The sequence below is a fragment of the Roseiarcus fermentans genome (genome assembly GCF_003315135.1).
Lineage (GTDB): Bacteria > Pseudomonadota > Alphaproteobacteria > Rhizobiales > Beijerinckiaceae > Roseiarcus > Roseiarcus fermentans.
The window spans coordinates 85,539-111,476 of record NZ_QNRK01000014.1; the positions used below are offsets into that span (position 1 = coordinate 85,539).

General features: G+C 68.3%; 19 protein-coding genes and 1 tRNA gene. 10 read left to right on the forward strand and 10 right to left on the reverse strand.

Annotated elements, in window-relative coordinates; translation table 11 throughout:
* Nucleotides 1–203: 203 nt before the first annotated feature.
* Complete coding sequence (locus DFR50_RS13925) at nt 204–719, reverse strand: RICIN domain-containing protein (RefSeq protein ID WP_170153212.1); 516 nt, start codon at nt 717–719, stop codon at nt 204–206.
* Between the two features lie 349 nt (nt 720–1,068).
* On the reverse strand, nt 1,069–1,191 hold the full coding sequence (locus DFR50_RS33325) for a hypothetical protein (RefSeq protein WP_281015993.1): 123 nt from the start codon (nt 1,189–1,191) through the stop codon (nt 1,069–1,071).
* A 905-nt stretch (nt 1,192–2,096) separates the two neighbouring features.
* Here DFR50_RS33325 and ovoA point away from each other — a divergent pair.
* Nucleotides 2,097–4,232 carry a 5-histidylcysteine sulfoxide synthase gene (gene ovoA / locus DFR50_RS13940; RefSeq protein ID WP_113889882.1) on the forward strand — a complete coding sequence of 712 codons (2,136 nt, stop codon included), beginning with the start codon at nt 2,097–2,099 and terminating at the stop codon, nt 4,230–4,232.
* 75 nt (nt 4,233–4,307) lie between these two features.
* Here ovoA and DFR50_RS13945 read toward each other — a convergent pair whose 3' ends face one another.
* Nucleotides 4,308–6,023, reverse strand: a complete 1,716-nt coding sequence (locus tag DFR50_RS13945; RefSeq protein WP_113889883.1) for an adenylate/guanylate cyclase domain-containing protein — start codon at nt 6,021–6,023, stop codon at nt 4,308–4,310.
* A 363-nt stretch (nt 6,024–6,386) separates the two neighbouring features.
* Here DFR50_RS13945 and DFR50_RS13950 point away from each other — a divergent pair, with 363 nt between their 5' ends.
* From DFR50_RS13950 to DFR50_RS13965, 3 genes are all read left to right on the forward strand, one after another.
* Nucleotides 6,387–10,469, forward strand: coding sequence for a Pls/PosA family non-ribosomal peptide synthetase (locus DFR50_RS13950; protein ID WP_245427774.1), 4,083 nt, complete (start codon nt 6,387–6,389; stop codon nt 10,467–10,469).
* 481 nt (nt 10,470–10,950) lie between these two features.
* The gene (locus DFR50_RS13960; protein ID WP_113889886.1) at nt 10,951–11,235 is read left to right on the forward strand and encodes a hypothetical protein; all 285 of its coding nucleotides are present in this window, start codon (nt 10,951–10,953) and stop codon (nt 11,233–11,235) included.
* Between the two features lie 121 nt (nt 11,236–11,356).
* Nucleotides 11,357–12,262 (forward strand): fructose bisphosphate aldolase, encoded by a 906-nt coding sequence (locus DFR50_RS13965; RefSeq protein WP_113889887.1) that lies wholly within the window; start codon nt 11,357–11,359, stop codon nt 12,260–12,262.
* A 148-nt stretch (nt 12,263–12,410) separates the two neighbouring features.
* On the opposite strand, the gene DFR50_RS13970 is transcribed toward DFR50_RS13965, so the two are convergent.
* The 6 genes from DFR50_RS13970 to DFR50_RS14000 form a co-directional block, all read right to left on the reverse strand.
* Nucleotides 12,411–13,052 (reverse strand): NADPH-dependent F420 reductase, encoded by a 642-nt coding sequence (locus tag DFR50_RS13970; RefSeq protein WP_113889888.1) that lies wholly within the window; start codon nt 13,050–13,052, stop codon nt 12,411–12,413.
* 875 nt (nt 13,053–13,927) lie between these two features.
* Nucleotides 13,928–15,004 (reverse strand): branched-chain amino acid ABC transporter permease, encoded by a 1,077-nt coding sequence (locus tag DFR50_RS13980; protein WP_113889890.1) that lies wholly within the window; start codon nt 15,002–15,004, stop codon nt 13,928–13,930.
* The gene (locus DFR50_RS13985; protein WP_113889891.1) at nt 15,001–16,011 is read right to left on the reverse strand and encodes a branched-chain amino acid ABC transporter permease; all 1,011 of its coding nucleotides are present in this window, start codon (nt 16,009–16,011) and stop codon (nt 15,001–15,003) included. Before DFR50_RS13985 ends, DFR50_RS13980 begins: the two co-directional genes overlap by 4 nt.
* Nucleotides 16,008–16,730 (reverse strand): ABC transporter ATP-binding protein, encoded by a 723-nt coding sequence (locus DFR50_RS13990; protein ID WP_113889892.1) that lies wholly within the window; start codon nt 16,728–16,730, stop codon nt 16,008–16,010. The genes DFR50_RS13985 and DFR50_RS13990 overlap by 4 nt, the downstream gene beginning before the upstream one ends.
* On the reverse strand, nt 16,727–17,491 hold the full coding sequence (locus tag DFR50_RS13995) for an ABC transporter ATP-binding protein (protein ID WP_113889893.1): 765 nt from the start codon (nt 17,489–17,491) through the stop codon (nt 16,727–16,729). The genes DFR50_RS13990 and DFR50_RS13995 overlap by 4 nt, the downstream gene beginning before the upstream one ends.
* Nucleotides 17,488–18,675 carry a substrate-binding domain-containing protein gene (locus DFR50_RS14000; protein ID WP_113889894.1) on the reverse strand — a complete coding sequence of 396 codons (1,188 nt, stop codon included), beginning with the start codon at nt 18,673–18,675 and terminating at the stop codon, nt 17,488–17,490. Before DFR50_RS14000 ends, DFR50_RS13995 begins: the two co-directional genes overlap by 4 nt.
* A 194-nt stretch (nt 18,676–18,869) precedes the next feature.
* Here DFR50_RS14000 and DFR50_RS14005 point away from each other — a divergent pair.
* The 6 genes from DFR50_RS14005 to DFR50_RS14040 all read left to right on the forward strand — a co-directional run bounded on the left by DFR50_RS14005 (nt 18,870) and on the right by DFR50_RS14040 (nt 24,882).
* Nucleotides 18,870–18,946: transfer RNA gene (locus DFR50_RS14005), tRNA-Pro, on the forward strand.
* A gap of 462 nt (nt 18,947–19,408) precedes the next feature.
* Complete coding sequence (locus tag DFR50_RS33330; RefSeq protein WP_147262766.1) at nt 19,409–20,368, forward strand: PEP-CTERM sorting domain-containing protein; 960 nt, start codon at nt 19,409–19,411, stop codon at nt 20,366–20,368.
* Between the two features lie 72 nt (nt 20,369–20,440).
* Nucleotides 20,441–21,262: a sulfotransferase family protein gene (locus DFR50_RS14020; RefSeq protein ID WP_113889897.1), complete on the forward strand. Its 822-nt coding sequence runs from the start codon at nt 20,441–20,443 to the stop codon at nt 21,260–21,262.
* A 457-nt stretch (nt 21,263–21,719) separates the two neighbouring features.
* Nucleotides 21,720–22,658, forward strand: coding sequence for a glycoside hydrolase family 16 protein (locus tag DFR50_RS14025; protein WP_113889898.1), 939 nt, complete (start codon nt 21,720–21,722; stop codon nt 22,656–22,658).
* A 453-nt stretch (nt 22,659–23,111) separates the two neighbouring features.
* Entirely contained in the window at nt 23,112–23,534 is a 423-nt protein-coding gene (locus DFR50_RS14030) for a hypothetical protein (RefSeq protein ID WP_147262767.1), read from the forward strand.
* A gap of 346 nt (nt 23,535–23,880) precedes the next feature.
* Nucleotides 23,881–24,882: an ABC transporter substrate-binding protein gene (locus DFR50_RS14040; RefSeq protein WP_113889901.1), complete on the forward strand. Its 1,002-nt coding sequence runs from the start codon at nt 23,881–23,883 to the stop codon at nt 24,880–24,882.
* Here DFR50_RS14040 and ubiV read toward each other — a convergent pair whose 3' ends face one another.
* Nucleotides 24,883–25,821 (reverse strand): ubiquinone anaerobic biosynthesis protein UbiV, encoded by a 939-nt coding sequence (ubiV, locus tag DFR50_RS14045; RefSeq protein WP_113889902.1) that lies wholly within the window; start codon nt 25,819–25,821, stop codon nt 24,883–24,885.
* Between the last annotated feature and the right edge of the window lie 117 nt (nt 25,822–25,938).

Sequence of the window (25,938 nt, forward strand, 5' to 3'; positions counted from 1 at the left end):
TTTGTAAAATGCCTCCATGCTGGCGATTTGAATTCGTCGACTTGCAGCCAAGCCGTCCGGCTGGTCCCCTGACTTTTCGCGGCGCGTTCAATCCGCTGCAAAAGCGCGGCGTCGACAGCCCGTCCACGCCCGGGGCAGCGTCCAGCTTGAGCGCATGGAACGCTTCCCTCAGGCGGTCGCCCCACGAGACGGCGCGCGATCGATCACTTCAAATTCCACTTCTGCCCGGCGGAGCCGTTGCAGGTATTGATGACCAACTGGAAGCCCCCGCCGATCTGACCTTGGCTATCGAGACATTTGTTGGCGCCCATATTTATGATGGAACCATCGTAGCGCGGCTCCCATAATTGGGTGCTATTACGGATGACGCAGGCATCCAACTCGACGAGGGAACCGGCGTTTATCGAGTTATCATGAACTGACAGGCATGTGCTTGCTCCAGGAAACGTGCCATTGCCGCAGCAGGTGCCTAGACCCAGAAATTGGCCGTTTAGGTATATCCACTGTTCGTTGAACTGATTGTTGCAGGGAAATGGGCCAACCTTCGTTCCATTGGCCGTAGAGGCGCCGCCGACATCGACGCAAGCGGTGATTGCGAACCCGTTTTTTACATTCTGGTCGGACAGTTGCGTGATGGTGAGCGCATTAGCCTTGAGAGTGCCGGCTATCACCACGACCAATGGCAGCGTAACTCCGAAGATCGAAGAAAAGTTGAGCATGACATTTCTCCTGTTCGTTAGTGCGCGCATGAGCACGATTTCTCGATTTAATCGGGGTCTGGCACGCTGGGCGTCACCGATGGCTTGTCGGGTGTCGGACCGCCTGCGACGTTGACGATGAGCCGAGCGTTCGCGATCTGGATGTAACTAGGCGCGCCGCTGCTGTCGCCTCTGCTCAGAATGCGGCCTCCAAAGACGATTTCGTAAAACGAGCCGACCGTTCGATGTCGGCGACAGTGAGAAAGTATGCGACGATAAACCGGCCTTCTTCGCGTTGCACTGGACCTTCGCCGGAAAAGGCCACCGGTTGCGGGGAATGCCCGCCTTGAAGGCCCCGATCATCTCGAGATTACCGAGGATCGTCTCGCTTCTTGTCTTGCGCCGCAAGGGCAACGCCGCTCGGCACGGCAAGCAGCGCCACAACCGCGATCGTCGAGGGCTTGCTCGTGGACTTCATGTTCGTGTGCTTCATTGTCGTCTCCTCCCTTTTCGAGCTGGTCACGGATGTGATCGCGCTTGGGCGAAGAAGCTTCGCTGCACAGACTTGCAATAACAGACTGATCTCTTGCGTATTGCCACTCTCGGGAGCGGCGCCCCGATCGCCAGGGGACAAGCGCAGTGATCAACGAAAACAATCGCGGAAGGTATGAGCTTGATTATAGACCGCAGGCGGCGCCGCAGCAATGGGCTGGAAAGGGCCGACATCCGCCATCGCGGCGTGTCCTGTCCTGACAGGCAACGATCCACGATCCACCTCGACGCGTCAATTCAACGCGACATTCGCAATCGGCGAAACCGCGCCTGGAGGCAAGGCTTGCCGACGCCCAAACCGCATAATCAGCCGAACCGCCCGTGTACGGACCCCTACGCACGGTGGTGTGGGTCCCGCGCACTTGCGCGCTTTGCGCTCGCGATCTGCAACAGCGGCTTCACGTCGACTCCCAGGAGGACGAACCGTTCGCCGGAACGCGGGTTGCATGGACGAAGGGCGCAAAGGCCATGCCGTTCTACCCGCGGCCACGAACGCACGCTCTCGCCCCGTTCGAGTCTTTCAGCATTTCTATGTCGCCTCGGCCGCGACCAGCGCCGTCAGCTCCCCAGCCCGCTTCGCCGACCCGCCCCGCCCGCGCGCGTCGACCTCGCGGGCGGGGCGGAGCGTCGTCCGGCAGGTCGGCGACCTGCCGCCGGTCGGCGATACGGTCAGGGTCCGGCGCTCGCTCGGACCCGGCGCGGCGGAACCGCCGCAGGCCTGGCGACAGCCCTTCGTCGGGGTTGATCCGGCGATCGCGCGCGCGGCGCGGACCCTTGTTAATCGTCACAAAAACGCCGCCGCCTTCGCATAGCGACGACACGACACGGGGCGAATGGGGCTGGGCAATGTCGGGGAGATTGCGGCGGGCGGTTGCCGCCGAGGGGTTGGTTGCGGCCGCGGCGACGCCCTCGTTAACGGGCGTCGATCCGGGCCTGAAGCGCGATGAGATCCTGGCGTATTTCGTCGAGACGTTCGATCTCTACGAACGTCTGTTCGACTGTCTCGCCGACGAGCGCGCCTGGTTCACCAAGGCCATTCCGCTGCGCCATCCGTTGATTTTCTACTTCGGCCACACTGCTGCGTTCTTCGTCAACAAGCTCATCGCAGCGGGCCTGATCGACCGTCGCGTCGACCCTGTCGTCGAGGCGATGGTCGCCATCGGGGTCGACGAGATGAGCTGGGACGATCTCGACGAGCGGAACTACGCGTGGCCGTCGGTCGGCGAGATCCGGGCCTATCGCGCGCGCGTGCGCGCTTTGGTCGCCGGCTTCATCGAGACGATGCCCCTCGCTCTGCCGATCGATTGGGACAGTCCGGCCTGGGCGATCTTGATGGGCGTCGAACATGAGCGCATCCATCTCGAGACGTCGAGCGTCCTGATCCGCCAGCTCCCTCTCGCGTGGGTGACGCCGCAGCCGCATTGGCCGGTCTGCCCCATGCGCAGGCGCGACCTCTCGTCGGTTCCTTCCAATCGCCTGATCGCGGTGGGGGGCTGCGACCTCGTCCTCGGCAAGCGCGATCAAACCTATGGTTGGGACAACGAATACGGCGCGCGCCGGGTGCGCGTGGCGCCGTTCGAAGCCGCGCGCATGCTGGTCAGCAACGCCGAATATCTCGCCTTCGTCCGGGCGGGCGGCTACAGGGACGCGAATTGGTGGACGGACGAGGGTTGGGCCTGGCGCGGCTTTACGAAAGCCGTCATGCCGACGTTCTGGGTCGGCGATCCCCACGATGCGGACGGCCTGAGGCTGCGCCTCATGACCGAGGAGGTCGCGATGCCGTGGGACTGGCCGGTCGAGGTCAACCAGCTCGAGGCCTCGGCGTTCTGCCGCTGGAAGGCGGCGCAGACCGGGCGGCCGGTGCAGTTGCCGAGCGAGGCCGAATACATGGTTCTGCGGGGGTATGGGTCGGATTCGGCCGCGCCCGCCAACATCAATCTGGAGCGCTGGGCCAGCGCCTGCCCGGTCGACCATTTCGGGCAGGGCGACTTCTTCGACATTGTCGGCAACGTCTGGCAATGGACGAACACTGCGATCGACGGCTACGACGGCTTCAAGGTGCATCCGCTCTACGACGACTTCTCGACGCCGACCTTCGACGGCAAGCACAACCTCATCAAGGGCGGCAGCTGGATTTCGACCGGAAACGAAGCGATCGCCTCCTCGCGCTACGCCTTCCGGCGGCACTTCTTTCAACACGCCGGCTTTCGCTATCTCGTGTCCTCCTATCGTGAGCCTGACGTGATCAATCCCTACGAGACCGACGCCCTGGTCTCACAATATGCCGACTTCCATTATGGCCCGGAGTATTTCTCCGTCGCCAACTTCCCCCGGACGCTGGCGGAGATCGCGATCGGCCTGTGCCCCGACGGCGGCCGCGCGCTCGACATCGGATGCGCGGTCGGCCGCGCCAGCCTCGAGCTCGCGCGACATTTCGCGCATGTCGACGGAGTGGACTATTCGGCCCGCTTCATCGACGTCGCCCTGCAACTGGTCGCCAAAGGCCGCTTCCGCTACGCCGTTCCGGTCGAAGGCGAACTCGTCGACTACCGCGAGGCGCGCCTCGAGGCGCTCGACCTTGGCACGGAGCAGGCCGCGCGGGTCGATTTCAGCCAGGGCGACGCCCTGAACCTCAAGGAAAAATACCAGGGGTACGACTTCGTTCTCGCCGCCAACCTGATCGACCGGCTGCGCGAGCCTGCGGCGTTCCTTCGCGATATCGGCCGGCGCATGAAGTCGGGCGGCGTGCTGATGCTGACGTCGCCCTACACATGGCTGGCCGAGTTCACGCCAAAAGAGAATTGGCTCGGAGGGGTGAGGGAAAACGGCGAGGCGCTGACCAGCCACCACGCCCTGCGCCGGCTTCTGGATGGCGATTTTGTCGAAATCGCGCCTGCGCGCGACATCCCCTTCGTCATTCGCGAAACCGCCCGCAAGCATCAGCATTCGGTCGCGCAATTGACAACGTGGAGACGGCGCTGAGCGCGACGGGCGATTACGGAGGGCGGCTGCGGACACCCGGTTCGGGCGAGGACGCGTCAGAGCGCCGCCAGGCGGTCAAATCGCCGCCGGCATGAGCCCCGCCAGGTCCGACGCCTTCTTTGCGCTGCGCGCCATCACGGTCCCCGTGCGTCCGCGCGCGTCGACCTCGTGCGCCGGCAGATCGAGGGCGGCCAGAGCCGCCCGGCGGTAGACCTCCTCGCTCATGAGCACCTCGCACGCCAATCGCTTCGTCAAGTCCTGAAGCCGCGCGGCGACGTTGACCGTGTCGCCGATCACGGTGAACTGGGCGTGGCGCTCGTAGCCGATCTCGCCGGCGATCACGAGCCCGGCGTTGACGCCGACGCCGAAGCGGATCGGCTCGACAGGCCCGTGCGCCAGCGCGTCGTTGAGTCGGTCGACGGCGCCGGCAATGCGGGCGCAGGCCGCGATCGCGGCGCGGCACGCCTCGTCCGGCGGCTGCTCGAGGCCGAAGACCGCCAGGAGCCCGTCGCCGAGCACCTGGTTCGGCTGCCCGCCCGCCTCGATCACCGCGCTCGACACCGCGTTGAGGAACTGGTTGATCAGGAACACCGTGTCGTACGGCAGCCGCTTTTCGGCGAGGCGGGTCGAGCCGCGCATGTCGACGAACATCACCGCCGCGTAGCGCTCCTCGCCGCTGCGGGCGGGACCCCGCCGGACATCGGCGATCGACACGTGCGGCGGCAGCAGCGGCAAGAGCGCGAGGTCGCGGGTCGGCCTGAGCTGGCAGGCGAGGCGGACGCCCGCCTCGGCGCGGACGCGATCGAGCACCGTCTGCTCGGCTTCGCTCGCAGCGGGCAGGTCGCCGCGATCGCCGAGAACGCGGATGCGACAGGTCGAGCAGCGCCCGCGCCCGCCGCAGACGTGGGCGAGCGGCGCGCCGGTGATCAGGCTCGCCTCGAGCACGCTCAGGCCGCGCCGCGCGCGGATCGTGCGGTCGGGAAAGGTCAGCCGGATCGACCCGACCCGTCGCTCGCGCCATCGCCGCAGGGCGCGGACGAGAAGGACTCCCGCCAGGACGCCTGCGAGACCGATCAGCGTATCGGTCCGGACCGCGAGCAGCAGGGCGCCGTCGGCCGCCGTCCCGACATGGGCCGGGGAGAGGATCCGCGCCCGCCACGTCGGGTCGGCCAACAGCGGCGAGATCTGGCGCTCGCCCTGAAGGAAGCCGAGCAGCGCCAGCGTCGGCAGCAGCACCGCGCCCGAGAGCAGGACGTTCCTGATCCTCGGGTAGAAGGGTTTCAGCGCGAGCCAGAAATGGATGCCGATGCAGCCGTGAATCCAGACCACCAGCAGAAGCGTCGCCTGCAGCCAGCCGGCGATCGGCGAGGCGAACTTGACGAGCTCCTGCGCGTAGCCCTTGTCCGCGCCGAACAGGCTGAGCGCGACCCGGGCGCCGACGACGTGATCGGTCAGGAGGAACGGGATCGTCAGTCCGAGCGCGAGCTGGGTCGCCTCGAGCCGCGTCATCCGGAACTGGCGCCGCTGGTAGAGCGCCCAGAACCCCAGGCCCATGTGGGTGACGAGCGCGGCGTAGAGCAGCAGCGCGCCGGCGGCCGACTGCCAGATCAGCTTCTGGACCGCGAGCCCGGTTTCCATCGCCTCGACGGAAAGATTGCCGAGGGCGTGGTTCAGGTAATGCAGGGTCACGTAGGCGAACAGGACGAGCCCGCAGGCGAGGCGCAGCCGGCGCACGCCGATTGCCCGGCCGGCCGTGGGCCGCAAGGGTTTGCCTGGCGCAGGGGATGTCATCGGCCGAATCGCCATCAAGGAGGACCGCCGGAAGGGAGACTCGATCAGACCGCGGCTCGTCGACGAGAGCAAGCCCGGCGGCGAAAGCGGGCGGTCCGCGACGGGCGCCGACGCCGACCCGTCAAGTTGACGTCAGGATCGGAATCGAGCGGCAGGCCAGGCGTGCGGCTCGGGAAAGGCCCGCTTGCGCGCGCGCCGCGCCCCCGCCTCGTTGCTGAAACGCCGTTCAGGCGGCGTTCAGCGGGCCGGGACCATATCGACCCCGAAAAGCCGGACCCGTCGGCGCGGAATTACGCGGACGGGCCGGAAGGAGTTCCGCCCCCGAGGCAACGGGAGCGAATGCGTCGAGAGAGATTGGCCATCATGTTGAACACCGGGTTGGGCGTTGGCGAGCGGAGCTTCGAGGCGGATCCGATCGCGGATTTGCGGCGACTTCAGGACGCGCGCCCCATTTCCGTCCTCAGCGACGGCTCCCCCTTGCGCTGGCGGTTCGGCGAACGGCTCGACGACGTGCTCGACGAGGCGTGCCGGCGGCATGCCGACCGGACCGCGGTGTCGACCGGGGACGCCGACATCGGCTATCGCGAACTGGCGGCGCGCGCGAGCCGGATGGCGCGATTCTTCCGCGCCCGCGGCGTCCAGCCTGGCGACCGGGTCGGCGTGCTGGTCGACCGCGGCGTCGAGGCCTATGTGACGCTGTTCGGGCTGCTCAAGGCCGGCGCGACCTATGTGCCGCTCGATGCCAACCATCCGGCCGAGCGCGTCCGCTACATCCTGGCCGACGCCGGCGCGAAGCTGGCGGTGGCCCACATGCGTTTCGCCGACCGTCTCGCCGAGACGGGGGTGGAGACCCTGATCCTCGACACCGCGCGCGCAACAATCGCCGGGTTCGACGACGCGCCGCTGACCGAAGCCGAGAAGGCCGGGCGCGGCGAGGGCCTGTGCTACGTGCTCTACACCTCGGGCACGACCGGCAACCCGAAGGGCGTCGGGATCGCGCATCCGAGCATCTGCAATTTCGTCCGCGTCGCCGCCGAATCGTACGGCTTCGGCCCCGGCGACCGCGTCTATCAGGGCATGTCGATCGCCTTCGACTTCTCGATCGAGGAGGTGTGGGTGCCGCTGGTCGCCGGCGCGACGCTCGTCCCGAACACCGCGTCGACGAGCCTGTTCGGCGACGAACTCGCCGATTTCCTCGAAACCCGGGCCGTCACCTGCATGGCCTGCGTGCCGACGCTGCTCGCCTCGATCGACCGCGACCTGCCGAAGCTGCGCGTCTTTCTGATCGGCGGCGAGGCCTGCCCGCCGGCGCTGGTCCGGCGCTGGAGCCGGCCGGGCCGCACGCTGCTCAACAGCTACGGGCCGACCGAGGCCACCGTCACCTGCACGCTCGGCGTCCTGACGCCGGACCGACCCGTGACCATCGGCAAGCCGTTGCCAACCTATTCGATCGTCATCCTCGACCCCGAGGACGACGTCGCGGTCGAGTTCGGGGCGCAGGGCGAGATCGGCATCGCCGGCGTCGGCGTCGGCGAGGGCTACCTCAACCGGCCCGAGCTGACCGAGCAGAAGTTCATCAAGGACTTCCTCGCCCTGCCGAACAACCGCTCCCGCCGCATCTACCGCACCGGCGACCTCGGCCGCCTGACGGAAGACGGCGAGATCGAGTATCTCGGCCGCATCGACACCCAGATCAAGCTGCGCGGCTATCGCATCGAGCTGACCGAGATCGAATCCGTCCTGATCGAGATCCCGGAGATCGCGCAGGCCGTGGTCTCGACCTTCGAGCCCCAGCCGGGCGCGACCGAACTCGTCGCCTATTACGCCGTCAAACACGGCGCCGCCGCGCCCGACCCCGCCGCGCTCGCCGCGCATCTGCGCGCCCGCCTGCCGGCCTACATGACCCCGGCCTATCTCGAACGGCTGCCGTTCATTCCGACGCTGGTCAGCAACAAGGCCGACCGCAAGCAGCTGCCGAAGCCGAAGTCGGCCCGGCTGCGGCTCGGCGGGACGATCGTCGGGCCGGAGACGGACACCGAGGAGACCCTGTGCGAGGCGCTCGGCGGCGTCCTCGGCCTCGACGCCGTCTCGATCGACGCCGACATGTTCGTCGAATACGGCGCGCACTCGCTGTTGATGGCGCGCTTCTGCGCCCGCGCCCGCCAGCTCGACGCTTCGCTCCAGGTGGCGATGCGCGACGTCTACGCCCATTCGACGATCCGCAGGCTCGCCCGCGCGCTCGACGCCCGCAAGCCCGCGGAGACGGAGAGCCTCGCGGTCGGCCCGGCGCACCGGCCCTCGAACGTCGCTTATTACGCCTGCGGCGCGGCGCAGTCCGCGTTCTATGTGCTCGCCGGCGCCGTCGCGGTCGCGGCCGGCCAGGCGGCGTTCGACTGGGTCTACGAAGCGGTCGATGCGCCGGTCACCCTCTACGCCCGAGCGCTCGCGGTGGCCTGCCTCTGGTTCTTCGGCCACAATGCGCTCGCCGTCGCCGCCAAGTGGCTGCTGGTCGGGCGCGCCCGCGCCGGCGCGATCCCGCTGTGGAGCGTGCGCTACTTCCGCTTCTGGGCGGCCAAGCTGGTCGTGCGCTCGGCGCCGGCGACCGTCTTCGCCGGCACGCCGCTCTACAACGTCTATCTGCGCCTGCTCGGCGCCAGGATCGGCGCCAACGCGGTGATCCTGTCGCACGCCGTGCCCGCGGTCACCGCCGATCTGTTCGAGGTCGGCGACGACGCGCTGGTCATGCGCCGCGCGCTCCTGCCCGGCTACATCGCCTACGGCAATCGCATCCACATCGACGCGATCCGCGTCGGCGCCAACGCCTATGTCGGCGAGCAGAGCGTGCTCGAGATCGGCTCGACCATCGGCGACTTCGGCCAGCTCGGTCACGCGTCGTCGCTGCAGCGCGGCCAGCGCGTGCCCGACGGCAAGCGTTGGGCCGGCTCGCCGGCGCAGGAGACGGCGACGGACTTCCGCCTCGCCGACGAAGCTCCGGCGCGGCCGATTCAGAAGGCGCTGTTCACTCTCGGCCGGCTGGCCTTCGTCCTCGCCGTCGCCGGCGCGCTCGCCGAGGCCGTCGTGATCTACCTGATGAACGCGCTGACCGACGGCGACGACGCGCTGGCGCTCAAGCCCCTCGACGCGGTCTTCGCCGTGCTGCCGATGGCGGCCGCGACCGCGCTCGTCGTGACGCTCGGCTCGCTAGTCGCGGGACTGATCGCGATCTTCGCGGTTCCGCGGCTCGCCAACCTGTTCCTCGTCGAGGGCAAGGTCTATCCGCTCTACGGATTCCATCACAGCCTGCAGCAGATCGTGCAGATCGTCGGCAACTCGTGGTTCTTCAACCTGATGTTCGGCGACTCGGTCTACATCGAGCCCTATCTGCGCTGGATCGGCTGGAAGATCGGCCGCGGCGACAACACCGGCTCGAATTTCGGCAGCGAGCAGGGCCAGGACTATCCCTTCCTGTGCTCGGTCGGCGGCAACACGGTCGCCTCCGACGACCTGTGGCTCGGCAACCTGACGATGTCGAGCCGCGCCTTCCGCCTCGGGACCTGCCGGATCGGCGAGAACAACTTCCTCGGCACGATGGTCTACGTGCCGCCCGGCGCGCGAACCGGCGACAACGTGATGTTCGCCACCAAGGTGATGGCGCCGATCGACGGGCCGGTGCGCGAGAACGTCGGCCTGCTCGGCTCGCCCGCCTTCGAGATTCCGCGCGCCTCCGCCCGCGACCTCGAACTCCTGGCCTCGATCGGCGAGAAGGAGCGCAAGCGCCGTCTCGTGCGCAAGACCTGGTTCAACATCGCCTCGATCATCGGGCTGGTGGCGTCGCGCTGGCTGATCGTGTTCCTCGGCGTCTTCGTGTTCGGCTGGACGGCGGCGGTCTACGGCGTCAACGACGTCCCGGCGATGGTGGTCGCGGCCGGCGCGCTGGCGCTCATGTCGATCGCAGCCTTCATCCTGATCGAGCGCGCCTCGCTCGGCTTCCAGTCGCTGAAGCCGGAGACGGTGACCATCTACGACCCGGCGTTCTGGCGGGTCGAGCGGTACTGGAAACTGTCGAACTCGCCGCACACCACGCTCTTCAACGGAACGCCGATGCGGAACTGGGTCATGCGCATGGTCGGGGTCAAGGTCGGCAAGCGCGTGTTCGACGACGGCAGCATCCTGTCCGAGCACACCCTGGTCGAGCTCGGCGACGAGGCCAACCTCAACGAAGGCAGCATCGTCCAGTCGCACTCGCTGGAGGAGGGCGTGTACAAGTCGGATGTCGTGCGGATCGGCGCCGGCGCGTCGATCGGGATCGGCTGCCTCGTCCATTACGGCGTGACCATGGGCGATCACACCCACCTCGACTCCGACTCGTTCCTGATGAAGGGCGAGATCACCCCGGCCGGCTCGCGCTGGCGCGGCAACCCGGCCGAGCTCGTGCATCTGGGCTGACGCGAAAGAGGCCCGTCCCGGAGGCCGGCCCCGGGACGGGCCTCTGCGAAGGGTTCGGCATATCCTGGTCTCTCTCGCCGGCGCCTTCCGGACCCCCGAGAGCGGCGAAGCTGGAGACGGCGCCTGCGACCCGACTTTGCGTGACGATCGCGGCGCCGGCTTCGTCGACGAGACGGCCGCTTTCCGCTTCTCCGAGGCCGGGGAAGTCGGGGCGCTCCCGCAAGATCGGAATCGCGCGCTTCCGCGCGAGGCGGCGGCGACATGGACCGCGGCGCCCATGACCCGCGCGCCGCTCTTGCAAAGATCCGGCTGGTGAGGCCGGCGCCAGGATCGCGATCTCGGTCCGCGGCCGCGCTTGCCGCGTCAGACGCAGGCGATTACAAATCTTCGTGAAGTAAGCGCTGTACGTCAACATGCTCTGTTGACATGCGCTCGTTAACTTCGGCACGCGGTTCGGATCGTGTGGAGTTGGTTTCCCGTCATGCCCGACGTCAAGTCCGCTTTCGCCGCCCTTCGGTATCTGCCCTGCCGCACCGAAGGCGGCGAGTGGCTGGTGGTGGACCAGAAACGGGGCGACCGCGCCGTGCTCAGCTGTCCCGACGCGGGCGGCGCGGCGGTGATCGCTGCGCTGATGAACGGCGATCTCGCGACCCTCGCCGGCATGGCCCCCGAGGCGCTGGCGAGCGGTCGCGCGACGCTCAGTGACGCGTTGCTGCATCCGTGCGGCCGACCCCCGATCTGCGACGCGACCTTTCCCCGCCTTTAGGGCTCGTTCGGTGGTAAGCTCGCGCTCGCGGAGGGCGCGCTGCGTCGTCGCCCCCGACCGGGAGCCGGAAGGCGATCGGCCAACTTTTGACGCGGGGCGGCTCGAAGGCGAGGAGACGATCATGGCCAACGACACGATGAAGCAGCAGATGGCGAGCAAGGGCGGCTTCATCGCCGCTCTCGACCAGAGCGGCGGCTCGACTCCCGGGGCGCTCCGGCTCTACGGCATCCCCGACAGCGAGTACGCCGGCGACGAAGCGAAAATGTTCGAGCTCATGCACGAGTTCCGGGTGCGGATGATGAGCGCGCCCGCATTCACCGGCGCCAAGGTCATCGCCGCCATCCTGTTCGAGCGGACGATGGACGGCGAGGCCAAGGGCAAGCCCGTGCCCACCTACCTGTGGGAGGACCGGGGCGTCGTGCCGATCGTCAAGGTCGACAAGGGGCTCGAGCACGATCAGGACGGCGTGCAGTTGATGAAGCCGATGCCGGGCCTCGACGCGCTGCTCGCGAGGGCTGCGAAGCTCGGCGTGTTCGGCACCAAGATGCGCTCGGTCATCAATCACGCCTCGAAGGACGGCATCGCGGCCATCGCGCGGCAGCAGTTCGAGATCGGCGAGCAGATCGCCGGGCACGGCCTCGTCCCGATCCTCGAGCCCGAGGTCTCGATCAAGGCCACGGACAAGGCGAGGGCGGAAACGATCCTGCTCGACGCGCTGGCCGAAGGCCTCGACCGGCTTCCGGCCGGCCGGCAGGTGATGTTCAAGCTGACCCTGCCGGATGTTCCCGACCTCTACGCGCCGCTGATCGAGGACAAGCGCGTCCTGCGCGTCGTCGCCCTCTCGGGCGGCTATTCGCGCGCCGAGGCGTGCCGGAAGCTGGCGCTGAATCACGGCATGATCGCCAGTTTCTCCCGCGCGCTTACCGAAGGCCTCCTACGCTCGATGAGCGACGCCGACTTCGACAAGGCGCTCGGGGAGGCGATCGCCGAGATTTACGGGGCCTCGGTCGACAAGGTCGCGGCGTAGAGCGTCCCGGGAGGGAGCGTGTCCCGCGCTCTCCCAACGCCCGTCGCCCTATGGCGCGGCGAGACGCCGCCTGTCCCGTCGCTCGCCGCCGGCGAGCCGGAAAACCGGCCGTCGCTGCGACGTCGAGGTCGCCTCGACGTCCTGCGCCTTACTTGAGCAGCTTGAAAGCGTGCGCCGACCAGTCGCCGCGGCCGATGCCGGGGATGCACCAGAGTTTGCACAGCGGCTCGATGGCGCGCGCCGCCTCGAGCGCGCCCATGTCCTCGACGTCCCAGCCGAACTGGTCGCAGATCCCGGCGACGGTCCGCTTGGCCTTCGCGTCGTTTCCGCAGATGAACATGGTCGGCCGCAGGCCGCCGAAGTCGGGATTGACCATGTAGGACGAGCCGACCGAGTTGAACGCCTTGACGAAATGCGCGTCGGGAAACGCCTTCTGCAGCCGCTCCATCAGCGACTCGTTCTGGTCGGTGAAGTAGCTGAGGACGCCCGCGACCGGCGGCCCGCCGCCGATCGGGTTCGTGGCGTCGATCACCGGCTTGCCGTCGATCGCGGCGGCGCCGACATAGTTCAGCGCGTGCAGCGCCACCTCGCCGCCGACCGCCAGGACCACGACGTCGCCGAAGGTGGCGGCTTCCGCGAACGACCTGACCGTCGCGCCGGTGTTCTCGCCCAGCCACTCGGCGAGTTTGCCCGGATCGCGGGTGCCGATGGCGACGGAATGGCCGTGTTTTAAGAAACCAGCCGCGAGAGTCTGGCCGACGATTCCCGAACCGATGACGCCGATCTTCATGAGACGTCTCCTCCGTTGAATGCCTGACAGTGGGGTTTACTGGGCGCGGACGCAAGGGCCCGGACGCGTGCGTCGGCGCCGGGCGTCCCGCTCACTGCCCCAGGTTTCGCGAATGCGCCCAATCCTCGAGCGTCAGCGCCATGGTCGCCACGGCTGGCTCGGGGGTGGGTCCGCACGGCGCGAGCGAAGGCCACGTCCGCAGGCACGACAGCGCTCGCCCCGGTCGCGATGGCGAAAGCTAGATACAGCGTGTCGGTAACCGGGTGATCGATGGTCATGCCGACGTCGAGCGCGGCGTCGTGCAGGCGCATGGATGCGGTGGGAATCGGCGCGACGGCCGCGCGGAGCAGACCGAGACCGGCCCGCGCCTCGGCCAGTGTCAGCAGCTTTCGCCGCGCTTTCAGCCACAGGACGTTGGTTGCTTCGTGCAGCCAGAAGTCGGGGACGAGCAGGTCCGGTTCCTTGCCGAGGAGGGCCTCCGCGAGCGGGCTGTCCGGTTATGACAGCATATGCCCGATCGGCGCCGGCTCAAGATTTCTCTCTCGCTGTCGGGCGGCGCGCGGACGAAGGTTGCGTCTCTGCCCGAGGTGGGCGGAACGGCAAAGCTCTCCATCATCGCGAGGAGCGAAGCGACGCGGCGATCCAGGGGGGCAGGGCCAGTGTCTCGGCGAATTGGCGGGCGCAGCGGTTCTTCGCCGTCCGCGCAGGCGGCTCCTGGATCGCCGCGTCGCCCTTCGGGCTCCTCGCGACGACGGCGGAAGGGCGCCCGGCGCGGGAGTTACAAAGTTGCAAAGTCACCCGAAACGGCGCCCGAGCCGCTGAAATCGGCTGCCGAGAGCGAACCCGCGCCCATGGCTGAATCGGAGGGGAGGGGACTACGTCCGTTTCCCCTTCCCCTCGGCCGGCTTCAGCGCCCCGACGATCCCCGCGGGAGCGAAATAGACCGCCAGCACGAAGGCGAGGCCGAGCCACAGCAGCCAGCGGTGCGGGTCGAACAGGCCCGGCAGCAGCGGCAGATGCGCTTCCGCCGCGGCGTTCGCCAGCGCCCCCATCAGGTCCTGCAGATAGCCTTCCGCCACGACGAACACGGCCGCGCCGACGATCGCGCCCCACAGCGACCCCATGCCGCCGACCACCACCATCACCAGCACGTCGACCTGGATCGAGAACGACAGCGCCGTGTCGGGTCCGACATAGCGCAGCCACAACGCGCTGAGCGCGCCGGCGACGGTCGCCCCGAGCGCCGAGATGCAGGTCGCCAGCGTGCGGTGGAACACGATCCGGTAACCGAGCGCCTCGGCGCGAAAGGGGTTTTCGCGGATGGCCTGCAGCACGCGCCCGAATGGCGAGTTGACCACCCGCAGCAGGACCAGAAAGGCGACTGCGGCGACGAAGAACACCAGATAATAGGCGATCAGCTTGCCGCTCGCCGGCACGCCGAAAATCGGATGGTCGAGCCACTTGAACCCCGGCTGCAGCGCCGCCGGGACCTTGAACGAGCGCCCGTCCTCGCCGCCGGTGATGTCCGACAGTTGCGAGGCCAGCACGTTGAACGCGTAGGCGACGGCGAGCGTCACCATGGCGAAGAAGATCGACTGCACCCGGAGCGAGAACAGGCCGATTGCGAGCGCGAGCGCGAGCGACAGCGCCGCCGCCGCGACGAGCCCGATCGCAACCGCGGTCCAGCTCGCCCCGAGCCCGTAGAGCGCGAGCCCGACGCCGTAGGCGCCGACGCCGAAGAACATGACGTGGGCGAAGGACACGATCCCGGCGTAGCCGATCAGGACGTCGTAGGAGGCGACGAGCAGGATCATCACGCAGATTTTCGCCGACGTGTTCAGCGCCTTCGCGCCCGGGAACAGGAACGGAGCGAGCATGAGCGCCAGCACGACAGCCCCGATGAGGATCTGCAAGGGCCGGCCGCGCGGGCCATCGCCGGAGAGAAGGCTCATCGGCCGGTCACCGGATAGAGGCCGCGCGGACGCCACAGCAGCACCACGACCATCGCGACAATGTTGGAGACGAGCGCGAGTTTCGGCGCGAGGAAGCCGGCGTAATTGGCGATCAGCGCCACCAGGATCGAGGCGACGAACGAGCCGCCGACCGAGCCCAGGCCGCCGATGATGATGACGATGAAGCACAGGACCAGAAACTCGGCGCCAATGGTCGCGTGCGCCTGGCCGCGGTAGAGCGCCATCATCGCCCCGCCGAGGCCCGCAAGCGCGCTGCCGGCCATGAATACGCCGACGAACAGCCGGTCGATGCGGTAGCCGAGCGCTTCCACCATCTCGCGGTTCTCGACGCCGGCGCGGATCAGGAGGCCGATCTTGGTGCGGTTGAGGATCAGCGTCTCGCCCGCGAACACCGCGAGGCCGACGACGGTCGCGAGCACGCGATACTTCTCGATCGCCGTGTCGCCGAACACGAACGAGCCGCGAAACGCAGCCGGTAGGGCGAGCGGGATCTGGTCCGGCCCCCAGAGCGCGTAGATGAGCTGTTCGGCGATGATCGCGCCGCCGATGGTGGCGAGAATCTGGCGCAGGTGCTGGCCGTAGACGGGTTTGACGATCAGCCGTTCGAACAGCCAGCCGAGCGCCCCGCAGACCACCGCCGCAGCGAGGATGGCGAGCGCGAAGGCCGCGAGATTGAGCGCGACCGAGTCCGAGGCGGACCAGCCGGCGAGCGGCAGGAGCACCAGCGTCGCGACATAGGCGCCCAGCGCAATGAAGGCGCCGTGGCCGAAGTTGAGCACGTCCATCATGCCGAACACGAGCGTCAGCCCCGAGGCCATGGTGAAGATCATCATGCCCATGGCGATTCCCGCCGCCGTCAGTGTCAGGAAGGTCGAGGCCGAGCCGACGAAAGGCGCGGCGACGAGGGCCACGATCAGCGGCGTCAGCGCCGGCAAAATCTCGATTTTCCGCCGCGGCAGCGCCGCCCCGACATCGAGCGCGCTCATTGGTGCGAATCCAGGCTGAGGCCGAGCAGGCGCATTTGCAGGCGCTGGTCTGCGGCGAGATCGCGCATCGAGCCACGGTGCACGACGCGGCCGTTGTCCATGACGCGCACCTCGTCGCCGACTTCCGCCGCGACGCGGAAATTCTGCTCGACCAGGAGGATCGTGACGCCGGTCGCCTTGATCTCCTTCAGGCAGTCGATCAGCGCGCCGACGATCGCGGGCGCGAGGCCCTTGGTCGGCTCGTCGATCAGCAGGAGTTCGCGCGGCTCGACGATGGCGCGGGCGATCGACAACATCTGCTTCTGCCCGCCCGAGAGCGAGCCGGCGCGCGACAGCCAGAACTTTCTCAGCGCCGGGAAGAAGCCGAAGATCCAGGCGAGGCGGCGGTCGTCCATCGGGCCCTGGCGCGCGCCGAGGATCAGGTTCTCCTTCACCGTCAGGTCGGAAAAGACCGCCATCGTCTCGGGCGCGTAGCCGACCCCGAGTCTGGCGACGTCGCTCGCCGCGAGGCTGTGCAGCGCCCTGTCGCCGAGCGCGATGCGCCCCTTCGAGGCGCGCCACAGCCCCATGATCGTGCGCAGCGTCGTGGTCTTGCCGGCGCCGTTGCGGCCGAGCAGCATGGTGGTCAGCCCGCCGGGGGCGTCGAGATCGACGCCCTGCAAGATGTGATAGCGGCCGATGTGGGTGTGGACGCCTTCCAGCGCGAGACCGGCGCTCATGCCGCCTTCCCCGGCGCGATCCCGAGATAGGCCTCCTGCACCACCGCCGAGGCGATCACCGCCTGAGGCTCGCCGTCGGCCGCGAGCCGGCCGTTGACCAGCACGACGATGCGGTCGGCGAGCGAGCGCACCACGTCCATCTTGTGCTCGACCAGCAGGATGGTCCGGGTCGGGTCGCTCTTCAGCCGCGCGATCAGGTCGAGCACGACCGGGACCTCGTCGACGCTCATGCCGGCGGTCGGCTCGTCGAACATGGCGATCTTGGGCTCCAGCGCCATCATCATCGCGACCTCGAGCTTGCGCTGATCGCCGTGCGACAGCGCCGCCGCCTGCGTCCCGCGTCTGTCGCCCAGACCCACCGACCCCAGCACCGCCTCGGCCTTGTCGATCAGGTCGCGCCGCCCTCGCCACGGCCGGCGCATGTCGTAATGAACCCCGGCGTGGGCCTGCACGGCGAGCCGCACGTTCTCGGCGACGGCGAGCTGCGGAAACAGGTTCGTCAGCTGGAAGGCGCGGCCGAGGCCGAGCCGCGTGCGCTCGGGCGCGCCGAGCCGGGTGACGTCCCGGCCGAAGATCGCCACCGCGCCGTCGGAGGCGCGCAGCTGGCCGGAGATCAGGTTGAAATAGGTCGTCTTGCCGGCGCCGTTCGGCCCGACGATGGCGGTGAGCTCGCCGGGCCGGAACGCGCAGGTGACGTGGTCGACAGCGACGTGGCCGCCGAAACGGACCGTGAGGCCGCGGGTTTCGAGCGAGGGGCTCATCGCTTGTTGCGGATCGGAATGTCCATGTCCTCGATCTTGATCTCGCGGGTGAGTTCGGGGATCGCCCAGGCCACGTTCGGGTCGACCTTGATCTTGAAGGCGTACATCGACTGCAGCGCCTGATGGTCCTCCTTGCGGAAGATCATCTTGCCCTTGGGGGTGTCGAATTCCATGCCCTCCATGACGGGGATCAGCTTCTCCGCGTCGGTCGATTTCGCCTTGTCGAGCGCGGTCACCAGCGCCTCGGCCGCGGCGAAGCCGCCGGCGGTGAAAAAGTCCGGCGGGGCGTGAAAACGCTTCTCGTGCTCGGCGACCAGCCAGTCGTTGGCCGGGTTCTTCGGGATCGCGTAGTAATAATACGCCGCGCCCTCGAGGCCGGGGAAGCGCTTGTACTGGGCGAGGATCGGCAGAATGTTGCCCGCGCCGGCGAAGCCGACGCCGTAGCGCTCGGGGCCGAGGTCGGCGAGCTTGTCGAGCGGGTTGGTGGCGCCGGCCCACACCGTCCAGATCAGCTTCTTTCCCGGCTTGTCCTTCAGCGCGTCGAACAGGCGCTGCCCGACGCCGGTGAAGTCGGTGGTGTTGGCCGGGGCGTATTCCTCGGCGACGAGGGTCGCGCCGGTCTTGGCGAGCGCCGCCTTGAACGCCGCCACGCCGTCGTGGCCGAAGGCGTTGTCGACGCCGAGCACCGCGATGTTGACGCCAGGCGCCCCGATGGCGATCGCGTTCGAGATCGCGTCCTGCGAGGAATTGCGCGCGGTGCGGAAGATGTAGCGGTTCCACTTGTCGCCGGTGATCTGGTCGGCGACCGCGGGCTCGACGATCAAAATCTTCTTGTGCTCCTCGGCGACCGGCAGCATGGCGATGGTCGCGGGCGACGAGGTCGTGCCGACGGCGATGTCGGCGCCGTCGTCCTCGAACGCTTCGGTCAGCGCGCTTTTCGCGAGGTCGGGCTTGCCTTGGTCGTCCTTGGTCACGATGACGATCGTCTTGCCGTCGACCGCCATCGTGCCCTTGGTGGCGTATTCGAGGCCGAGCCGGAAGCCGGCCTCGGTCTGCTTGGCGTAGGCCTCGAGCGGGCCGGTGAGGCCGCGAATCAGCGCGACCTTGACCTCGTCCGCGCGCGCCGCGCCCACGGCGGCGGCGAAGGCCGCGGCGACCGCGATTGTCCCGAGACGAAACCTCATGAGCGCTCCTCGTGATGTCGCCCGCGCTGACCTGCATGTTTGCCGGGCGCTGGCATGGAATTGCATACGAGATTAGCCGTCGGCGCGGGCGTTTCAAGCGCATTCGCGGGACTCGCGAAATCACGATTGCGAGGCTTGCATGCGCCACCCGACGCCCCTATAAGGCCGCTCTGGCCGCTTCGCGCGGCCTTTGTCGGAGTGTAGCGCAGTCTGGTAGCGCACCTCGTTCGGGACGAGGGGGTCGTAGGTTCGAATCCTATCACTCCGACCAATTTCATCACCAGACTTCAGCATGGCGGCCGGGACGGCCCGGCTTCGGGCATGACGTCGGTCTCGCGGTCGGCGTCCTCGAGCGCGGCGCGCGCTAGCTGGTCGCTGAGAACGATCCGCAGGGTTTCAACGGCGATTCCTCCGGGCCGAACGCGTCCGGCCGCGCCCGGTCGGAAGCTGTGGCGGCTCGCCGCCGCCGGATCATGGCCGGTCGCGCGCGAATTCCGCGGCGCGGCCGAAGGCGAAGCGCGGCCGAAATCGCCCGGCGCGGCCGCAGCGATGTCCTCCCGCCGCGCCCATATCACACATCGCCGCCGCCTGTTCACGAAAATGTCAACGCTGGTCCCATCCGGCAGTCACCCGATGTTGATAGAGTCAAGATCGTGGGGAGCGATTGCGAGCGGCGGCAGGCGACTGCGTCTCCCGCCGGGGTTCGCCCTCGCTTTCTACGAGGGGAAAGGGAATGGGAAGATTCCTCACACACCGGCTGCTGCTTGCGGGGGTGTCGGCGCTGGCGCTGACAGCGGCGGCGTCGACCGAGGCGGGCGCGACGACGTTCAATTTCACCGGCCAGATCGTGCAGTGGACGGCCCCGACCACCGGCGTCTACGAGATCCTGGCCTACGGCGCGAATGGCGGCAACAACTTCAACCAGGGCGGCTTCGGCGCTGAGGCCGGCGGCGACGTCACGCTGTCCGCCGGCACGACGCTGTCGATTCTGGTCGGAGGGGCCGGCGGAAGCGGCTCGTCCGGCGGCGGCGGCGGCGGCAGCTTCGTGTTCGGCGCCTATAGCGTGCTGGTCGCGGCCGGCGGCGGTGGCGGCGCCGGGAACGGAGTCGGCGGGCGAAACGGCTACGCCGGCACGAATTCGACCTCGGGCGGCGACGGAAGCTCCAGCGGCGGCGCGGGCGGCGTCGGCGGCAATGGCGGCAGCGGCGGTACGTCCGGCCTCGGCAGCGGCGGCGGCGGCTGGGGCTTCATGAGCGGCGGAGGGAACGGCGCGGGCGCCTCGGGCGGCCAGGGCGCCATCGGCTCGACCTCCACCGCCGCGGGCGGTGGCTACGGCGGGACTGGCGGCTTCGGCGGCGGCGGCGGCGGCGGCCGGTACGGCGGCGGCGGCGGCGGCGGCTTCTCCGGCGGCGGCGGCGGCGGCTCGTATTACCAACCGCTCTATCCCGCGAACTTCGGCGGCGGCGGCGGCGGCGGCGGCTCGTATGTCGATCCGAGCTTCACCAACGTCGTCCTGGCCGCCGGCGCCGGCTACAACAGCGGCGCCAGCTACTACAACGGCCTCGTGTCTATCAATGCGACCGGCTCCGCCGCGCCGGAGCCGGCGACCTGGGCTCTCATGGGCCTCGGCTTCGCCGGCCTCGGCTTCGTCGGCTTGCGCCGGGGCCGCAAGATCGAGCCGTCGAAGGCCTAGCGGCGCCGCCGAACCCTATTGCAAACAGGGCGGCGCGCAATCGCGCCGCCCTCATCGTCCCCACGGAGCGCCATGCACAACCGCCTCCACTTCATCTCCGGCCTGCCCCGGTCCGGATCGACCCTTCTGTCCGCGCTCCTGCGCCAGAACCCGCGCTTCATCGCCGGCATGTCGAGCCCGGTGTTCTCGCTCTTCCGAGCGATGCTGAGCGAGACCAGCAACCGCAACGAGACCGCCGTCTTCATCGACGACGAGACGCGCAAGCGCCTGCTCACCGGCGTGTTCGACGCCTACTATCACGAGGCCGCGCCGGACACGGTGATCTTCGACACCAACCGCGGCTGGACGACCAAGCTCCCGGCCCTGGTCGAGCTTTTCCCCGACGCCAAGGTCGTCTGCTGCGTGCGCAACCCGGCCTGGGTGCTCGACAGCGTCGAGAGCCTGGTCCGTCGCAACGCCTTCGAGCTCTCCGGCATCTTCAGCTACGATTCCGGCGGCACCGTCTATTCGCGCATCGAGGGGCTGGCGTCGGCGAACGGCATGTACGGATATGCGCTGAACGCGCTGCGCGAGGCGGTCTACGGCGCGCAGTCCGACCGTCTTCTGCTCGTGCGCTACGAGAGCCTGGTCGCCAACCCGCTCGCGACGCTGGCCGCCATCTACAGCTTCACCGGCGAGGACCTCGTCCCGCACGACCCCAAGAACATCGAGCCGAACTACGACATGATCGAGTTCGACCTCCGGCTCGGCACGCCGGGCCTGCACGACGTCGGCCGCAAGGTGTCAGCACGCGAGCGCCCGACCATCCTGCCGCCCGACCTCTTCAACCGCTATAAGGCCGACGCCTTCTGGGAGGACCTGTCGCTCATTCCGCCGACCGTCTCGGTGGTGTAGCGGGCGCAGCGCCGTCCCGGGGCGCCGGCCTGTCGGGTGGTCTGAGACGGGCGGCGATTCGGGATGCGCCGGCGGGCGGGCGCCCTCGCCCGCGAGCTTTCCTCCTGAGGCGCATCGAGCCGCCTGCGGCCCAATGAACGGCCGAACCGCGGGGTCTTGCCCTGGCGCCCGGAATCCGGGAGCGAACCGCGAACTGGGACGCCGCTCGAACCGCCGTTCGGTCCGGCCCCGGCCTCGGCGTGTCGCCTCCGGGGCTTTCGGCGCATTCGCGCTTGGCGCCCGGGTCGAGTCGGGCGGGCGCCAGAACGCGGGGCGAAGCCCTATCGCCGCGGCTTCGTCGCGTTCGTTGGCCGGCGCGATCAGAAGTCGACGCGCGTCCTGGGCGACGCCTGTGGTAGAAGTCGATCGCGGCCGGGTGGTCGTCCGGCCGTTCCGAAGCATCGCTTGAGACCTCGGGATGAGTGCATTGGCAACCGTCGTCGCCCTCGTGGGCGTCGCCCTCGCATCCAGTTCCTCGCCGGCGCAGGACTCGGCCGCGGCGCGATGCGGTTCCCCGCCTCCGCCCCCGTCGGCGCGGCTCAGCCCGCCCGAAGGCTTCACCGACAGCGACCTCGTCTTCAGCGACGACTTTTCCGGCGCGGCCCTGAACAGCGCGAACTGGGTGCCCTACGTCACCTCGAACGCCGCGAAGGGAGCGGCGTGGTGGAGCGACGGCCGCGGCGGCAGCGGCATCGGGACTTTCGTCGACTCGTACAACCTGCCGTCGCAGGTCTGCGTCGACAACGGCCTGACGCTCGGCGCGGCGCGGACCGGCGTCGTCGCGCCCGGCCCCGGCGGGGGCAAGCGGCTCTATCCGTTCACCGCCGGCGCCGTCTCGACGTATGGCAAGCAGGAATTCACCGGCGGCACGATCCAGATCAGCATGAAGGCGCCGAACGGGCCGGGCGCCTGGCCGGCTCTCTGGCTGCTCCCCGGCAAGGGCGCGGGATCGTCCGGCGACGTCTTCGAGATCGACATCCAGGAAGGCGGCATGACCGCCGACCGGCGCGCCGCCAACAGCCTGCTCTCCTATCACCTGCATACGCAGCGCGGCGTGTTCGGCGGCGAGGCCGACGCCGGCGTCGATCTGACGGCGGGCTACAACACCTACGCCATCGACTGGGTCCCGGGGCGGTCGATCACCTGGCGCCTGAACGGCAAGGCGATCGGCGAGGTCACCAGCGCGCAGGCGCCGATCCCGGACGCGCCGATGACGCTGATCCTCAGCAACGCGGTCGCGGGTCCCGGCGCCGCCTTCTGGCATACCGTCCCGGACGGTTCGACGCCCGCCTCGATGCCGATGCAGATCGCCGGCGTTCAGGTCTACGCGAAGGGCGGTCGGCGCGCGGCGCCGTGATCGCCGGGGCGGGGCGGTCGAGTTTGGGCACCCCGTCAGGCCAGCCTGTACGGAATCACCGGTCATTTGGCCCAGAAATGGAAGACTAACGCAGCGCCCGCTGCGAAGATCGTGGCCAGGGCGCTCATGCCCTGAAAAGCCAGCCGCCAGCCTTCGTAAGTCTCCAACTGGCGAAGCTGCTCGCCGCGCGGCTCGAGTCGCGGAGCCGAAGATCCCAGTTCGCCCGCTGTTCCTGTTCCGGAATCCGCGTCGTCGGGTTGCTCGCCGGTCAGTGTCAGGTTCTACAGGATTGTCGGCGCGTCGGCGCCCTCAACAGACAAACGGGGAGCGCCCTGAGGCGGCTGCGCATGCGCTTCGAACAAGGTGCCTCGTCTGGCGCGCGCCGGACGAGGCGCTTGATTCAACGCGGCGACCTGGGATACTGCGCGTTCGAGCGCGGAATGGGCATCCTGCGTGAACCCGAAATTGTGGCAATGGGACTGGCTCGGTTGGCAAGTGTTCGCTCCGATTACCCTCCCCATCGTGATCTCGGCCGCCGTGGTTTCGCTCTGGCAAATGGGCCCAAGCAGTTTTCCAATCGAGTGGGACATCGTTTTCGATGATGTAAGCCCGTGGGCTCTCTCGTTTTATTGTTTCACGCTGATATGCGTGACCATGCACGACTTCTGGCCCAGGCTGCCTTCGCATCCGGTGCTTGGAACGGGTCTGATCGCGGCGGCGGTTTCGGTTGCCGTGTATGCTTCGTTCATTGTAATTTGGCGGCATGATCCCAAGTTTCGCGTTGGAACGAATCTCTGGCAAATGACGTTCATATTGCTGGGTGGCGTCGTGTTTTTGTGCCACCTGGCGGTGGCGAACGGCAAGAAGGCCCCATGAGATGGCGGAAGAGGCAAAGACCGAGACCGCGAGGCCCCGCCCGGATCCGGCGTCCCGGAGCAGCCTCGAGCGGGAAAGCCTGGGCGCCGGCGCAGCCGGGGGAGCGACCGTCGGTTCGGTCGTCGGATTGGTCTTCGGGTCCCCCATTATCGGAGCGCTCGTTGGGGCCGGCGTCGGAGCGGGTCTGGGTCATCTCGCCAACGCCAGGATGGGAAGGTAGACCACCCGCCGCGGCGCGCTCGGTCTTCGACCGCCTCGTCCGCCCCCGCGACAAAAGCCCTTTTCACCCGGACCCAAACGTCGCAGGATCGCCGGAACAGGCGACGCCGGGTCTCGCGAGGGCGCAATGCGACGAAGTTGGATTTTTGCGGCGCTCGCGGCCTTTCTCGGCCTCGCCGCGCCCGCCCACGCGCTCGACAAGGTGCGCTTCGGCACCAACTGGCTGGCCGATCCGGCGGCCGGCGGGTTCTACCAGGCGGCGGCGGACGGCACGTACGAGAAATACGGCCTCGACGTGACGATCGTGCCCGGTGGGCCGCAGGCCAACGGCGGCCTGCTGCTGCTGTTCGGCAAGCTCGAATTCTTCATGGGCGGCGACATGATCGGCAATTTTCTGTCGGCGGAGGCCAATCTGCCGCTGGTCGCGGTCGCCGCCCACTTCCAGAAGAGCCCGCAGATCCTGATGTCCCACCCAAATGTCGGGCTCGACCGGTGGGAAGACCTGCCGAACGCCAAGCCCGTCTACCTCGGCGCCGGCGCGATCAACACCTTTTACGCCTGGCTGAGGCTCGCTTACGGGTTCCGGGACGAAAATGTCAGGCCGTATAATTTCAACTCCGCCCCGTTCATTGCCAACCCGAAGTCGATCCAGCAGGGCTACGTCACCGCCGAACCGTTCGAGATCGAGCGGCAGGGCAATTTCCGGCCGAACGTCTTCCTGTTGGCCGACTACGGCTATTCCACCTATTCGACGCTGATCGTGACGCACACGGACCTGGTCGAGAAGAGACCCGACCTCGTCCAGCGTTTCGTCGACGCTTCCGCAATCGGTTGGTACCACTATCTCTACGGCGACTCCGCCCCGGGCAACGCGGCGATCAAGCGCGACAATCCCGACATCAGCGACGACCAGATCGCCTTTTCGCTCGCCACCCTGCGAGCCCGCGGCATCGTCGATTCGGGCGACGCCGAGACACTCGGAATCGGCGCCATGACCGACGCACGCTGGAAGGATTTTTTCGACAAGATGGTCGCCATCGGCATGGTCGACGGCCGGACCGACTACAAGAAAGCTTACACCTTGCAGTTCGTCGACAAGGGCGTCGGGCTCGACCTCAGGCCGAAGTGATCAGCGGACGAGCACGGGCTCGGCGCGGCTCTTGGGCAGCGTCGCCGCGCCGCAGTCGCCGAACAGGAAGCCGTTGGAGAGCGCCGCGGCGGGAGAAATCTCCCGCAGCCGGGCAAGTCCCTCCTCGCCGGAGATGCGGCCGCCGGCGGCGTCGGCGAAGGCCTTCGTGACCGCGACGAAGTCGCCGCTGTGCGGCGACAGGCGCAAGCCCGCGACGTTCGCCGCGGCGAGGCGGTCGCCGTCGCCAATCAGCGCGGCGGTGACGTGCGACAGGGTCTGGACGCCGTTGATCGCCAAGAACTCGGCGCCGTCCATGGTTTTCGCCGACAGGCCGTCGGGATCGTTGGCGCAGATGAACTGGCAGGAGTCCTTGGTCAGCGCGTGCACGCGCGCGTGGTAGCAGCGGCTGGAGATCGCCAGCGGGACGCGGCCGTAGGCCCAGACCTCGACCTCGGCGCCGAGCGTGCGCGCGGCCTTCGCCAGAACCTCGACCGAGGCGATCGGCAGTTCCGGCGGCAGGCAGAAGCGGCGGGCGCCGCGTCGGGCGAGGAAGGCGAGCGTATTCTCGTTGTACACGTTGACGAGCGGCCCGACCGAGAACGGCTTGTCCGGCCGCATCCAGTTCAGCAGCGTCAGATCGTCGATCTCGACCTCGCGCTCGGTCTGTTCGGCGAGTTCGCGCGCGGCGCGCCGCTCGCGCTCGAGGGTGGGCAGCGCCAGCGAGCCGAGCACCACCGTTTTGCCGCCGCTCTCGAGCCGCGCGACCACCTCCGGGATGCGATCGGCGTAGAAGGGCAGGCGTTTCGAGCAGACGAGCTCGCCCACGACCACCCGGTCGACCGGCGCTTCGTCGGCGATTTTCGCGTAGAAGTCGACGAAGGCGTCCGCCGTCCAGTTGAACAGCAGCGGCCCGACGGTCAGCTCGAAGCGTTTGTCCAAGGTTCCGTTTCCTTGCCTTGTGCGCCAAAGTCAGGCGTCGTGAACCCTCCCCCGGGTCAAGCCGGGGGCCTGCCGCCTTCGGCGGCTGTCCCTCTCCCAAGGGGAGAGGGGGGAAAC